Origin of the sequence: Oxalobacter formigenes, from assembly GCF_002127965.1 — a bacterium.
GTDB classification, from domain to species: Bacteria; Pseudomonadota; Gammaproteobacteria; order Burkholderiales; family Burkholderiaceae_D; genus Oxalobacter; species Oxalobacter formigenes.
In genome coordinates, this window is the sequence record NZ_CP018787.1 from 1,756,623 (window position 1) to 1,771,349 (window position 14,727).

Consider the following 14,727-nt stretch of genomic DNA (forward strand, 5'->3'; position numbering starts at 1 on the left):
AGGATTCAAGCTCCCACCACATTTGTTTCGATGAACGTTTTTGGATCTTTGACAGAGTTATCAACGCAGCTTTCTGCCGTAAAACGGACTTCCTGAATGTCAAGTTTTTCAAACACGGAATCAATCCCTGTCTCATGACAAATATCGTTGTTAAAAACGATATTTGTCATGGATTTACATTCCATGAGATTTTCAGGATTTCCTGCATCCATCAGTTTGTCCAGATTAATTATGTAACAATCAGGATATTTTTGTGAAAAACAAGAGATGAAATCTCAATCAATAAAACTGCTCTTTACCTGCCAGAATCAACTTCATTCAACTTGTTCATCATTAAAGACTTCAATCAATGCATATATCCAGATTGAAAACGCACCTGATTCTTTCCTTGATTAAAACGCTGTAAAAAAGGCGTATCACCTGAAAATAAAACGAATAACTTCTATAGATAACGTAGTCTACCATACACTCTTATTCGTTGGAACAACCTCATCATCATAATTAACGAAGTAGGAACGACACATGACAAAGCCATCACTTGATTTCAACGAAAGCATTAAAAGCGGCATAAATGAATTTGAACTGTAAATTCCTCATGACTGTAACGGGACATTTGAACCACGGCTTGTCAAAAAAACATCAAACCAGACTCACTTCAGATAAGACCAGAAAATTCCGGCTTGTACCGGACATCGGTTATCGGGATATTCGCTCCCTTTCGAAGGACTCTACGGCATTGATATCCCGATAGACGAGTTGACAGCGATAACCGACCAGCTGATTTTTTGAACTCAACGGGTGACAATTCCGTTCACTGGCAGCCGTGTATCCATTTACTCAGTACCCCCGAAAAAAAAGGACGATTCCTTTTCATAACAGGAAAGAGACCCTGTCCCGATTTACGATTGGATTGGATTCAAACACCATCTTCAGGATTTTATTCAAAACCCGCTTACATTGAATCCTGGACGCGCTTCACGTTTTCGCTGACCCGTTTGCTTGCGGATTCTGATCGCCTCTTCATGAATGAAAAAGGCTGGTTCATCACCAACAATCAGTCATCCAGCTTCACCCCGAAAAACCTCAGGCGGCGTCTGGCATCGGGATCGCCCTCTCCATTCTGCTTGCGGATTTCAATGGCTTTTTCCACCATTTCGCCTGCTTTTTTCCTGTCTTTTTTCTGGCCCAGCTGTTCGTTGGCATACACGCTGCCTAACGCATCGTAGGCATCGGCACTCCCGTTTTCCGCTGCCTTGTTGTACCAGTAGAGCGAACGCTCATCGTCGTTTTTGATGCCCAGGCCGTAACGGTAGGCTTCCGCCAACAGGAACTGTGCCCTGACGTTTCCCTTTTCGGCACCCATGATGTAATACTGGACGGCATGGGTCTTGTCCTTTTTGACGCCAAGACCTTCCTCATACAGGATACCGAGCTCTGAAATGGCATGAACACTGCCATGTTCAACGGCACGCCGGTACCATTGCATGGCCTGTTTGAAATCCTGTTTGACGCCTTTTCCGGTTACGGTCAGATAACCCATTTTGGATTCTGCATCGGGATATCCCTGTTCTGCAGCCTTGAGATACCATTTTATGGCTTCGTTGATATCTTTTTTAACACCAGATCCTGATTCAAAACTTAATCCAATATTGAAATCAGCAGCAGGAAATCCTTTTTCTGATGCTTTTCTATACCATTGATTAGCCAGTTTTGGATTTTGCCTAACACCTAATCCATTGTCATACATATAACCAATATGATTAAGTACTTCTGCATTTCTCTGAGCATCCGGTTTCAGGAAATAAGTCATCGCTTGCTCATATTTCGCTGACTCGAACAAACTCATCCCTGTTTTTGCATTATCTGCAAAAACACTGCTGCTTATACCTAAAAAAAAATAAAAAAAGAATATTTTTGAAAGAAATTTCATTTTGAAGAACAAATATGGATAAGGCTGTTTCATTATCTCCAGCCTTATCCTTTGACGTCAAGTCAAAACAAAGAGTGTTTTAACGACGTTTTTTCTTCATTTCATCATTGTGATATTTATTAACAGCCATATCCTTGCTGACATCCCGAACCTTATGCACAGCGACACTGGAAACCATCGACGCTGCATAATCCATCGCTTCTTTGGGTCCCTTGAATTTGATCGCATCCCTGATTGGCCAGAGCATCCCGCTCAGCAGGCCAAGCGGTACCGCGTACATCACCGATTCTCCGACATGGCTTTCCCCCGTTTCCTTTCGAAAATCGGCATGAAGCTGTGCGGTCATGACCGCGGTTGAAACACCTGTCAACTGGGCAATCGACTCCAGTTTTCCCAGAAAGAAATATGCCGGTACCTTGACAAGTCATATCCAACAAAAAATAAAAGGGCACAAACGTGCCCTTTTATTTCCTGAAGATCATTTATGTAGTGATCTTGATGTTAGCTCACTCTATATCGATGCCCAAAAGCCGCAACCGCCTCATCGCAGCCGGATCTAGCTGACCCGTTTGCTTGCGGATTCTAATCGCCTCTTCAATATATTTTTCACCTTTTTCCCTGTCTTCCTTCTGGTTCAACAGGCCATGTACATAAATACCCCCCAGTGCCTGCAAGGCATCGGCATTTCCCTGTTCCGCCGCTTTACGATACCAGTGCAGCGCCCGTTCAGGATCATCTTTGATGCCACGACCATATTGGTAGGCATGACCTAAAAGATACTGCGCTTTGGCATTTCCTTTATCAGCTCCCATAATGTAATACTGGACAGCACGGTTCTTGTTTTTTTTGACGCCATACCCCTCCTCATACATAATTCCTATTTCTGAGAAAACATTAATATTGCCATGCTCAGCAGCTGACCGATACCACTTCATAGCTTCCACAAAACTTTGTTTGGTTCCTTTTCCTGTCGCCGTCAGATAACCCATTTTCGCTTCAGCATTCGGATATTGTTGTTTTGCAGATTTACGAAACCATTCGATAGCCATATTTATATCTTGAGGAACGCCATAACCTTTCTCATAGAATAGTCCGACATTAAACTGCGCAGCGGCCTCCCCCATTTCTCCTGCTTTTTTATACCACTGAAAACTGATTTGCCTGTTTTTTTCAACGCCGAGCCCGTAATCATACATATAGCCAATACGATTGATCACGGCCGGATTCTTCTGGGCATCCTCCTTCATGAAATACGTCATGGCCTGCTGGTATTTTCCAGCTTCAAACAGCCGCATGCCTTCTCTGGCGTTGTCGGCAAAAGCCGAAAAACTGAAGAGAAAGAGAGTGAATATACAGAGGATTTTGAAAGATGGTTTCATTTGATATGACAGGTATGGATAAGGCTAATTTATTATGAACAGCCTTATCCAACTGGGTCAAGAAAAAGAATATGTATATTTAATTATTCTTTACCTCGTTCCTGCTCTGTATTTGTCAACTTATTCACAACCATTCTTTCCCCCACATTCTGCCCCTTGCGAATTCCGGCTGTTGCCGCCATCGTCATGACGTAATCCTTCGCTTCTTTCGCACTTTTGAACGACATGTTCAGCTTGAAAGGCAAGGCAAACGCACTCATCAAACCCAGCGGAATGGCATACATGACGGATTGCTGTATTTTGCTTTCGCCGGTTGAATCCCTGATATCGGCATGTAGCTTTGCCGTAAACGCTGCTGTTGACATACCGAATAATTCGGCGAAGGTATCAAGCTTGCCCCAAATGTAATAAGCCGGCACTTTGACAATCTGGTTTCCCAGTTTCCTGATACATATATCGGGTCACGTTTTGCATGGTCGCCTCAGGATTTCCCTCGACATAGATCTTGTCCACTGTCATGGGATCGAGCTTTTTCATTTCAGCCTGATGGGCATCGAGCAGAGCCTGCGTCTTCCGGATCGATGTCGGATCACCCCCAGTAATGCTGTGCACAACCTCCCCGAGAACGACAGCACCGGAAAGAAACATGATCTGCGTATCTTCGACAGCCTGTTTTGCTCCGTCCGTGACCATTTTCCACGGTATTTTCCGGCTTTCTTCCGTATTCCAGTTGCTCCAGTAACTCATGTTCGGGTGCCCCACCACCTCCCGCCCCTTTCCGGTGACGGTACTGTTCATCCCCATGTTTTCAGAGACGCTCCCTATGGCATTGCCATAGCTTTCGTCAGGGTGTCCGACAATACGGTTTTTATCTTCTCCCTGAATTTTGCTGTCACTGCCCATCGCCTTGTTGACGTACCCGGTGACCGCTTTCCCGGCCTGTCTTTCCGCTTCGGCATAGCTCGAATCCGGATGCCCTGCCGGATTCTTTTTCCACGATTCATTTCCTTCCATCGGGGCGATGGCGTTATCGTTCAGGTAGTCGTATGCGCGGCCTATGCTTTGATCCTGCGGAATATTCACACTCATGATCTGCGAAAGGAAATTGTCATCCACCTTCACGACCTTCACCGGTTCATCCGCATATTGAATCGCCTTCTGTATTGACGGAACCCCGTCGCGTTCGGGACGGTATTCAAGGGTGCGATAGCCGGTTGTCTGAGGATTTTTGTCACCCAGCCGGAGTTCAAGCGTTTGGGCCTTCGGTTGGGGAAGCCATTCCTGATATTGTCGTCTGGCCTGTTCGACCTGTTTTTTGACGTTGGGGTCGTATTTCATACTCTGACGTAACAGGATATAACGCATGTCTTCATTAGAATTGGTGACCCGGTTTTTCCACACATCGATGTATTCGTTTTGTCTGTCCCGTGACATTTCCCCGCCCAGATAATCCGTCGGTTTGCGATTACCGTTATCGTATTTGTGTAACAGGATGTCGGTTCGTTTCTCATCCGGTATGCCATCAAGTGGATCGTCGGGGTTGGTTTTCGGAAGAGGTTTCGGTTCGTTTTCCGTCAATACACCGGGTTTGGGGGCGGTTTGCTGAAGGGATTTCTGGAGTTCGGCTTGCGCGGCCTGTTGTTCCCGCAAGAGTCTGGCCTGTTCCCGTTCCTGTTCGCGTCGTTTTTTTTCTGCTTCTCTTTCCGCTGCCCGGTTTTGTTCTTCGGGGTCGTAGCTGCCGGAATACATGTTTCCTATGGAACTGAAGTAATCATCGTCTTCACCGCTCATGTTTTTCTCCTGTTTATGAAAAAAGCTTTCCGGTTCATGAGGTGATGGCGGAAAGCTTTAAAAATAAAAAAACCTCCATTCGGAGGCATGAAATAAAAAAGCCTCCCATCAGGAAGGCTTCAGGTATAAAAAAGGCCTCTTCCGTCCGGAGAAGCCCTGACATATCAAAAACGGGCGCAATGCGCCCTACCCCTTTCTTTTTACACGCCTTTTCCTCTTCTGTCAGCTATGCGCAACGCCGCATGAGGCATATTTCCCACTTCTCTGCACCACAAGCGCCATTTGCGTGCAAAGCCATCCGATATCGGACACTTCCTGTTATGATCCAGACAAGTTAATGACCTTTGACCCATAGCAAAATCGTAAAATCATGGCACTCCCTTCTTTCCCGTCATCCCCATTCATCAAGTGGCTCTCCCGTCTGGCGCTGGTCTGTTTCATCCTGCCCGCGATGCCGATCGAAGCCGTTGCAAAAGACCGGAGCGAAGGTGTGAAGCTTTACTATAACCAGCAATACAAAAAGGCCGCCCCTTTCCTGATGAAAGAAGCCAAAAAAGGCAATGCCAAGGCACAGGTCTGCCTCGGGATGATGTATCAGGAGGGTCTTGGCCTGAAACAGAACTACATGCTGGCCAGACGCTGGTATGAAAAATCGGCGAAGAAAAACCGGGCTGACGCACAAACTTTCCTCGGCATGCTCTACAGTCAGGGGCTTGGTGTGGCGAAAGATTTCGAAAAAGCCAAATATTGGTTCGACAAGGCCGCCGGACAGGGCTTTGCCCCTGCCCAGACACTCGTCGGCCTGATGTACGCCAAAGGCGTCGGCACCGCAAAAAGCATGTCGCAAGCGGAAAAATGGCTGCGGCTGGCCGCCAAACAGGGTGAACCGGACGCCCAGACCTATCTGGGCCTTTTGTACCTTGACGGCACTGAACTGCCGCAGGACGTAGGTGAAGCCGCGCGACTTTTGAAAGAAGCGGCCGTAAAAGGCGACCCGAACGCCCAGTCTGCACTGGGCATGATGTATTTTTCCGGCAAGGGGGTCGATCAGGACATGAACGAGTCGGAAAAATGGCTTGAAAAGGCGGCCATTGCCGGTAACGTCGATGCACAGACTTTCCTCGGCAACCTCTATTACAAGGGTATCGGCGTCGCGAAAGACGATACCCGCGCACGCTACTGGCTTCAGAAAGCGGCGATTGCCGGTGATCCGGACGCACAGGCCACATTAAATGATATGTTGAAAGACGATGCAGCGCCCGTTTTGCCCTTCGAGGACAAGAAGCCCCTTTCCGGTTCCCTGTAAAAACGGGCGGCCAAAACGCTAGAACACGCTGTAGAGAATAATCCCCGCCACCCCGGCCACGATCATGACGAGGATCGGGTCAAGCCGTTTGAAGCGCCGCATGAGAAGCAGCGAAACGGCGAAAATGCCGACGGCAATGTAATCGGTTTCGTCGAAATGTTCCGGCAACCCATCGCTGTGCCAGAAGGACAGGAACATGATCGACAGGCCTGCAAAAGCGATCATCGCCACCACGGCGGCACGCAATTGCAAAAGCACTCCCTTGATCAGCCTGAGCTTGCGGTACCGGTAATACGCGAAGGCCAGCGACAAAACGATAATACAGGAAGGCAACACGTTCCCGATCGTCGCGATGACCGCGCCGGGAATACCGCCGACCTGCAAGCCGACGAAGGTCGCCGAATTGATCGAAATCGGGCCCGGTGTCATCTGGGAAATCGTGATGATGTCCGAAAACTGGGCCATCGTCAGCCAGGGATGCACTTCGACGACCTGATGCTGGATCAGCGGCATTGCGGCGTATCCGCCCCCGATGCTGAAAAGGCCGATCTGGAAAAAGCTCCAGAAAAGTTGCCAGTAAATCATAGGCCGCCATCCCTGTCGCGTTGCCGGGTGCTTCGGGTCTGTTTCAGTCTGGACAGCTTCAGTTTCCTGAGCCGTTCGCCATAGACTGTATCGATCACCCCGATTGCGCCACAGACGAGGATGACGATGAAGACATTCACGTCAAAGAAAAAGACCGCCAGAAACGACCCGATAAGAATGACGTAAGGAAGCCATTTTTTCGGGGCAAGCACGCCCTTGCCCATTGTAATGACCACATCGATGATAATGGCGGCGACGCACGCCTGCATACCTTTCATCGCCATCGCGACATAAGTATTGCTTTTGAAAGCGGCGTAAAACATCGAAATGATGGTCAGGATGATCAGCGGTGGAAGTACCGTGCCGAGAACGGTGACGAACACGCCCATGATTCCGGCCAGCCGGTAACCGACGAGAATGGACGCGTTTACCGCCATCGATCCGGGGGCCGACTGGGCGATTGCCGTCAAATCCATCATTTCGTCCTCATCGATCCAGTGCTTTTCCTCCATGAACTTCTTGCGCATCAGGGGGACGATGACGAAACCACCGCCCAGCGTGAACATGCTGAGCTGGAAAGTGGCACTAAACAGATCCCAGTAAAATTTTTTGTCCCGGTTCATCATTATTTTCGGCAAGATCATTCAAAGGGCAGAACATGTATCTCCCGCCTGACAGACGATGCGGTCAACAAAGCCCGGGAACTGTCCGGTTTTCTTCACGGCAACGAACGAGGAAGGAATCCCTTCATGAAAAAAGGCATTTCTTCACTGCAATCTTTCCATTTTTTCATAAAAAGACGGCTTTCACAAATCCGGCCTCCTCCTTTGCCAACCGCAAAAAACCTGAGTCCGACAGCCGGAAAAACGGAAAAATAACTGGAAGTCAAATTTTCATTACAGATAACGTTTTTTGCATGTCATTTCCACTGATATCCGCGAAAATAAGCCAAAAAGACTTTTTCGATCATCAAAGCCCTGCTATCATTATGGACTTTCCCTTCACCTAGCGTAAGAAAGACAAACTATGTCCAGGGGTTCCAAAAACAAAAAGCTTTTTTTATGGCTCATTCTCGCCGCCACGATCATCCTGATCATCATCAGCCAGACTGCTTTCGCAGTCGGTGAGCGCGACCTTGAACAGGCGATGCAGTCCTATTCCGCCGGACAATACAAAGAGGCTGTTCCCCAATTCGAAAAAGCGGCAACGCTGGGCAACAACAAGGCACAAACCATGCTGGGTGTCCTGTATTTTCAGGGCAAGGGATGCGAAAAGGACTACGTGAAGGCCGCCGAATGGTTCGACCGTGCGGCCAATGGCGGCAATATCGAAGCGCAAACCTTCATGGGCATCATCAATCTTGAAGGCCTCGGTACTCCCAAAAACGAAAAAACGGCCTATTACTGGTTCGAAAAAGCCGCCCGTGGCGGTGAAACCAGCGCACAGAATTATCTCGGCACCCTGCTCATGAATGGACAGGGCACGAAAAGAGACTCTGCAAAAGCGGCTGAATGGTTTACCAAAGCCGCCGAAAAGGGTGACCTGAACGCCCGGAAAATCCTTGGCGCGATGTACTTTCAGGGCACAGGCGTTGCCAAAGACATGGTAAAAGCCCGGTACTGGCTGCAAAAAGCGGCTGATGACGGTGACATGGACGCAAAAAACATGCTCTCCGAACTCAAATAAAAAACGTGCGAACTGCCGGATGCGCCCAAACGTTGCATAAGCGCAAAACCGGCACCCCATAAAACGGCAAAATCCAATTACGTCAATGCAAAATACCGGCAAAGAGACGACACTCTTGCCAGTCCTGAAAACATGCCTTTTGCATGACCATGCCGCAGCACGTTTGTGACGGTAAAATCCATTCGCCCAAAATGAAAGAAAACAAATACGACTGCGAGCGTTTTTTCAAAAAATACAGCCAGATGCCCCGTTCGCAAAAAGGGCTTGAAGGCGCAGGCGAATGGCATGCCCTCGAAAAAATGATGCCTGACTGTTGCGGCAAGCGCGTTTTGGATCTCGGCTGCGGCTATGGATGGCACTGCCGCTATGCCATCGAACATGGCGCCGTTTCGTGTACCGGTATCGACATCTCTGAAAAAATGCTGCATCAGGCACAGAAACGAAACGGCTCGCTCTGGACAAATTACCGTTGTATGGCGATTGAGGATTTCGAATTCGAGCCGGAGAGCTTCGATGTCGTCATCAGCTCGCTGGCTTTCCATTACCTGGAATCTTTCGACGACATCTGTGAAAAAGTCCATCGCTGCCTGACTCCGGGCGGCAGTTTCGTCTTTTCCGTCGAACACCCCGTCTTCACTGCACAGGGTTCACAGGAATGGATACTGAACGAAAACGGCAGGCCAATTCACTGGCCTGTCGACAAATACTTTACCGAAGGCAAGCGACGTGCCAGCTTTCTGGGCTCGAAAGTCACCAAATTCCACAAGACCCTGACGACTTACGTCAATGGCCTGATCAGGGCGGGTTTCACCATTACCGGACTCGTCGAACCCCGGCCTGATGAAGCCATGCTCGACATACCGGGCATGAAAAACGAATTGCGCCGCCCGATGATGCTGATCGTTTCCGCCATCAAAAAATAAGACCGGCGACCGGGACACGCTTGCCAGTACACGCTTTTTTCTTCCAAGCCTCCCATTTCACGAAAGTTGCCTGCAGACAGGCATCTGTTCGTACCAGAAACAACATTTACCCATAAAATTTCCACAGGGAAACGAAATAGCTTCTCTTCCTTTGCTACGATAGAACGATCCCCGAAACAAACCGGCCATTGCCCGACCCGGGCGATACTGCACGTCACTGACCTGTTATCCCCTTCAAAAAATGACGGGATTGCCTGATTTTTCATCCAGACGTTTCATTCCATTCACAGAAGGAAGGCACCATGAAAAAAATACACTCTGTCATTGCCCTGTTGATCGCAACAGGCCTGCTGCTGGCGATCCCGTCAGCAAACGCCACCCAGAAATGGCAGGATATCCACGCGTCGACCACCATTACGAACAATAGCTATGCCGCAGGAGTATGCAAGCCTGCGTTATCGGACTGGCGAAAGAAAAACTGTTCGTCAAAAACCTGCACGGCACGCTGGAACGGGCAATGGAGAAACACGACTGACTCGTCCATTTTCAGCTCAAAATCGTATGCCTTGTGCGGATCGCATATGCTGGAACGCTCATCATGGCGTGAACAACCGCTTTCCTCGCGATCGCTGACCCGCGAAGAGAGCAAAAACGCCTGCAAATACAATAACAAAACGGTCACCAACGGCTGGCAATACGACGATGTGTGCCGTGACAAACTGGACATGAATACCGGCAATCTGGGTCACGTCACTATCATCGATTCGATCGACGATGCCAATACACAGGAAATTATCAAAGGCCTGAAGGGGGAGGCGTCATCGAAAAAACTGGCGGATGGCCGTTATATTTTCGTCTTGAGAAAATACGCGAACGATCCCGACAAGCTTGGCCTTGTCCTGCGGCGCTATGACCGCAACATCATCCAGCCCACCGGCCAGGTCTGCAAGAATGACAAATACAGTTATGCCGACAATATCCGGAAAACCGTTTCCAAAGGCAATCCCGGACACGTTCGCCATTCGCAATTGAACGGAGGCTGGAACCCGGTCTACAGTGCGGGTGAACTCTGGGTGAAAAATGGGCAAATAATCGTTGTCTCCAACGAATCCGGCCACTTCAAGCCGACAAAAGCCTCACTTGATGCCGTGAAGGAAACGCTGGATTACCTGTCGGTTCCCACCCAAAACATTCACTTTTACGATTTCGAAAAGGATAAAGAAGCACTGGAAACGTATAAAAAACAGTGTGCAGGCGGAAAAATACAGGGTTGGGACGAGTGCCTTTAAGCACGCGTTCGCTACCATTCATTTTCCCTCTGTCATCGAAAAGACAAACCGGAATGGTTTGTCTTTTCTTTGCTGTTTGCCATTGCACCCAAAATCCTTTTCACCACCGCATTGCCCGCGCCATACGTTTGTGTTTTAAAAAAAGTGTTATAATTCAATACGATTCAACTCAAAATCATTATCAAACCTCTTCAAAAAACGGCCATGAAACCGCTTAGTGTCTAAAGCCAGACCCGACAGGCAAACGCCTTTTTCCGGTCTGGGACTCCAAAAGAAAACAGCAATACAACCCTCGACTGACTTGTCAGCAACAGGAAAACCAAACTTCACAACCAATTACCGAGATTTCACGCTGCCGCATAAGTGTCACTATTCGTGCCACCTGTCGTGCCTTCGTTTTTGCCCACCCGGCAGACACCTCTGACCGTGCAGGCACCGCAAGCGATACGCCTGAAACTTGCCAAAAGCAAAAAATTTTATGAACTCAACTGCCCGGACACACACCAGGGGAGAAGAAGAACTCGCCAGGGGAAATATCCCCAAACTGTTTGTCAAATTCGTCATACCCGGCATGCTGGCCCTGTTCATGCTGTCGGCCCAGCTCTTCATCGACGGCCTTCTGATCGGCAACTTCATCGGCGCAAACGCCATGGGTTCCGTCAACCTTGTCATTCCGATATATGACGCCTTGATCGCCTGTGCGGTCGTCATCTGCGTCGGCTGCCAGTGCATCATCGGCATGAAACTCGGCTGTGACGACCTGCAAACCGCCAACGACACCCTGCGCACCGGGCTGGTATTCGCCCTCGTCGCCATCGGCATTGCCGGTGCACTCGTCACTATCTTCGCCCCGGAACTCGTTCGCCTGATGGGCGCCAACGATGTCCTGCAAGACGATGCTGTCACGTTCATCCGTGTTCTGGCGCCGTTTTTCCCGTTCCCGGTCGTCATGTACCTCTTCGACGCCGTTTTGAAATCGGTGGGCCGCCCGATCTACGCCACTATCGGCATGTCGGCCATGGTTTTATCCAATGTCGTGCTCGACCTGCTCTTCATACTCGCCTTTGAATGGGGCATTGCCGGCGCCGCCTTTGCCACCGGCCTCTCCTACCTGATCGGCCTTTCCGTTTACCTGCCTGCCCTGCTGCGCAAAAACAGTCCGGTCAACCTGCTGATCGGACGCTTTAAAATGAAACTGGTCGGAAAGCTGCTCACCATCGGCAGCGCCGAAGGCGTGACCGAACTGTCCGCCTGCGTCGTGACGCTCATGTTCAACCTCACCATGATGCATTACGCCGGTGAAAAAGGCATCGTCGCCTTCACCGCGATCAATTACCTGAACTACGTCATGCTCGCCAGCATCATCGGCATGAGCGAAGGCCTGCGCTCGATCATCAGCTACAACTATGGCTTGGAAGCCTTCAGCCGCATCCGCAAAACCCTGCGTCTCGCCATGAAAGTCACCGCCGGATTTGCCGTCGTCATGTTTTCAGGTTTCTTCTTTTTCGGGAACGAGATGATCTCGCTCTTTTTCAGTCACGGGGAAACCGACATCATCGCACTGGCTGCCAGCGGCACTGCCATCCTCGCCTTTTCCTACCTGTTCAACGGTTTCAACATCCTGACCGCAGGCGTGTTCACGTCCATAGGACAGGCCAAATATTCCCTGTTGATCTCGCTCTTGCGCGGCTGCATTCTCCTCTTCGTCTTCCTGATGTTTTTACCGTCCTTCATGGGCATCAAGGGCATCTGGCTGACCGTTCCGCTGGCGGAAGTCTTCACCTTCCTGATCGGCGGGGCGCTATACCTGAAAAAAATCCGGCGTATCGGTGAACGGGTTCCGGCACATAACGGTTTTGGCCACATGAAAAAAACAGGCTCAGCCAGCGAATTATCCCTTTCACGGCCACGGAATATTGCCTGAAAGAACCTGTTTTTTCATCACAAAAGTCCTTCTCCACGTCAAGGCTAAAAGCCTTATTTTCGAAAAATGTCAAAATCTGGTAAAATAAGCCGTTCAGAATGCTAAATGTGTCTAAAAACATAAAAAGTGAACTGAATGTCAATAAATTATTTTTTCAATCAACCATGAAACCGCTCTTTGTTTAGCACCAGGGGAAACGGGCTACCGCCTGTCACATCAACCTGATGTTTCCAGCGAAATGATGCAGGAAACGTGCTTGAAAGGTTTTTCGGCCAAAAAAGGGGCAATCCCTTCAAAACCGCAGTTTTAAGTTAACCGCATTTTGTTTCGTCGCTGCCGCCATACCGGCAGGATTCGCTGTACACAAGCCGATTGCAACCGATGAGCTTTTATAAACTCCGGAAAGCATGAGATTAAAATGGAACAAATGAAACAACAAACCGGGACAAAATCCCGGGGAGAAAAGGAACTTGCAACAGGCAGTATCCCGCAACTCTTCATCAAATTCGTCATACCGGGCATGCTGGCGCTCTTTCTGCTGTCTGCCCAGATTTTTATCGACGGTGTTTTGGTCGGCAATTTTGTCGGCGCCAACGCGATGGCGTCGATCAACCTCGTCATCCCGATCTACGGGTTTCTGATCGCGTTCGCCATCGTCACCTGTGTCGGCTGCCAGTGCATTATCGGCATGAAACTCGGTGAAGGCGACTTGCAGACCGCCAATGACGCCTTGCGCACCGGGCTGGTTTTCGCCTTCGTCGTCTCGTGGATCATCGGCGCGATTGTCTTCATCGTCTCGCCGGTCCTGATCACATGGATGGGCGGCAATGATGTCCTGATGGATGATGGCGTCACCTTCATCCGGGTACTCGCCCTCTTCTTCCCGATGCCGGTCGCCATGTTCATGTGCGATTCCGTCATCAAGGCAATGGGGCGTCCGATCTACGCGACCGTCGGCATGATCACAATGGTACTGACCAACGTCGTGCTCGATCTGCTCTTCATCGTCGTCTTCAAATGGGGCGTCGGCGGCGCGGCATTCGCCACCGGACTGAGCTATATGGCCGGTCTTGTCGTTTACATGCCAGCGCTATTGCACCGGTATACACCGGTCAACCTGTTTGCGGGACGCTTCAAGGTCGGCCTGATCGGGAAAATGCTCTACATCGGCAGTGCCGAAGGCGTGACCGAATTATCTACCTGTCTCGTCACGCTGATGTTCAACATCGTCCTGATGCATTACGCGGGTGAAAAAGGGATTGCGGCTTTCACGGCGATCAATTACCTGAACTTCGTCCTCATGTCATGCATCATCGGCATGAGTGAAGGCTTGCGCTCGATCATCAGCTATAACTACGGCATGGGCAACATGAGCCGTATCCGGAAAACCGTCCGGCTGGCGACCAAAGTCACGACCGCCTTTGCTGTCGTCATGTTCATCGCCTTTTACTTTTTCGGGCGCGAAATGGTCACGCTCTTTTTCAGGGCAGGCGAAACCGACATCATCCTGATGGCAGCGAACGCGACCGCCATTTTAGCGTTTGCCTACCTGTTCAACGGGTATAACATCCTGATCGCGGGTTACTTCACCTCCGTCGGACAGGCGAAATATTCGCTCGTCATCTCGGTACTGCGGGGTATTGGCCTCCTGTCGATCTTCATGTTCTTCTTGCCGACCTTGCTGGGCATCAAGGGCATCTGGTTGACCGTGCCATTGGCGGAAGTCATTACCCTGCTGGTGGCAGGCATGATGTACCTGAAAAAAATCAGGTGCCTTCACCCGAAGCCTGAGCTGGCAACGGCCGTGAAATAAACAGGTATGACTACAGGAAACGGGACCGTAAAGGTCCCGTTTTCACATAAGCATCTCTCGCGAAAAACCTGAAAAAAATACCCGATTTACAGTATGATCCA

Annotated in this window: 14 protein-coding genes; 6 read left to right on the forward strand and 8 right to left on the reverse strand. The window is 49.6% G+C overall.

Features of this window, described 5'->3' with window-relative positions; translation table 11 throughout:
- Positions 1–5 precede the first annotated feature (5 nt).
- From BRW83_RS08475 to BRW83_RS08500, 6 genes are all read right to left on the reverse strand, one after another.
- Entirely contained in the window at positions 6–269 is a 264-nt protein-coding gene (locus BRW83_RS08475; protein WP_257789326.1) for a GDP-mannose 4,6-dehydratase, read from the reverse strand.
- A gap of 785 nt (positions 270–1,054) precedes the next feature.
- Positions 1,055–1,963: a tetratricopeptide repeat protein gene (locus tag BRW83_RS12015; RefSeq protein WP_005880089.1), complete on the reverse strand. Its 909-nt coding sequence runs from the start codon at positions 1,961–1,963 to the stop codon at positions 1,055–1,057.
- A gap of 46 nt (positions 1,964–2,009) precedes the next feature.
- Positions 2,010–2,276, reverse strand: a complete 267-nt coding sequence (locus tag BRW83_RS08485; protein ID WP_186447505.1) for a hypothetical protein — start codon at positions 2,274–2,276, stop codon at positions 2,010–2,012.
- A 160-nt stretch (positions 2,277–2,436) separates the two neighbouring features.
- Complete coding sequence (locus BRW83_RS08490; RefSeq protein ID WP_231284466.1) at positions 2,437–3,225, reverse strand: tetratricopeptide repeat protein; 789 nt, start codon at positions 3,223–3,225, stop codon at positions 2,437–2,439.
- Between the two features lie 167 nt (positions 3,226–3,392).
- Positions 3,393–3,674, reverse strand: a complete 282-nt coding sequence (locus BRW83_RS12025; RefSeq protein WP_231284465.1) for a hypothetical protein — start codon at positions 3,672–3,674, stop codon at positions 3,393–3,395.
- 22 nt (positions 3,675–3,696) lie between these two features.
- Entirely contained in the window at positions 3,697–5,100 is a 1,404-nt protein-coding gene (locus BRW83_RS08500; RefSeq protein ID WP_005880082.1) for a hypothetical protein, read from the reverse strand.
- Positions 5,101–5,470: 370 nt separating this feature from the next.
- On the opposite strand from BRW83_RS08500, the gene BRW83_RS08505 reads away from it, so the two are divergent.
- Positions 5,471–6,406 carry a tetratricopeptide repeat protein gene (locus BRW83_RS08505; RefSeq protein WP_005880081.1) on the forward strand — a complete coding sequence of 312 codons (936 nt, stop codon included), beginning with the start codon at positions 5,471–5,473 and terminating at the stop codon, positions 6,404–6,406.
- Positions 6,407–6,424: 18 nt separating this feature from the next.
- Here BRW83_RS08505 and BRW83_RS08510 read toward each other — a convergent pair whose 3' ends face one another.
- Both BRW83_RS08510 and BRW83_RS08515 read right to left on the reverse strand, forming a co-directional pair.
- Positions 6,425–6,991 carry a chromate transporter gene (locus BRW83_RS08510; RefSeq protein ID WP_005880080.1) on the reverse strand — a complete coding sequence of 189 codons (567 nt, stop codon included), beginning with the start codon at positions 6,989–6,991 and terminating at the stop codon, positions 6,425–6,427.
- Positions 6,988–7,617, reverse strand: coding sequence for a chromate transporter (locus tag BRW83_RS08515; protein ID WP_196793294.1), 630 nt, complete (start codon positions 7,615–7,617; stop codon positions 6,988–6,990). Before BRW83_RS08515 ends, BRW83_RS08510 begins: the two co-directional genes overlap by 4 nt.
- Positions 7,618–8,017: 400 nt before the next feature.
- On the opposite strand from BRW83_RS08515, the gene BRW83_RS08520 reads away from it, so the two are divergent.
- The 5 genes from BRW83_RS08520 (at position 8,018) to BRW83_RS08540 (ending at position 14,626) form a co-directional block, all read left to right on the forward strand.
- Positions 8,018–8,677, forward strand: coding sequence for a tetratricopeptide repeat protein (locus BRW83_RS08520; protein WP_005880078.1), 660 nt, complete (start codon positions 8,018–8,020; stop codon positions 8,675–8,677).
- 143 nt (positions 8,678–8,820) lie between these two features.
- The gene (locus tag BRW83_RS08525; protein ID WP_425596298.1) at positions 8,821–9,600 is read left to right on the forward strand and encodes a class I SAM-dependent methyltransferase; all 780 of its coding nucleotides are present in this window, start codon (positions 8,821–8,823) and stop codon (positions 9,598–9,600) included.
- Between the two features lie 302 nt (positions 9,601–9,902).
- Positions 9,903–10,889 carry a hypothetical protein gene (locus BRW83_RS08530; RefSeq protein WP_005880076.1) on the forward strand — a complete coding sequence of 329 codons (987 nt, stop codon included), beginning with the start codon at positions 9,903–9,905 and terminating at the stop codon, positions 10,887–10,889.
- Between the two features lie 478 nt (positions 10,890–11,367).
- The gene (locus tag BRW83_RS08535) at positions 11,368–12,813 is read left to right on the forward strand and encodes an MATE family efflux transporter (protein WP_005880075.1); all 1,446 of its coding nucleotides are present in this window, start codon (positions 11,368–11,370) and stop codon (positions 12,811–12,813) included.
- 418 nt (positions 12,814–13,231) lie between these two features.
- The gene (locus tag BRW83_RS08540; protein ID WP_005880074.1) at positions 13,232–14,626 is read left to right on the forward strand and encodes an MATE family efflux transporter; all 1,395 of its coding nucleotides are present in this window, start codon (positions 13,232–13,234) and stop codon (positions 14,624–14,626) included.
- Positions 14,627–14,727: the final 101 nt, after the last annotated feature.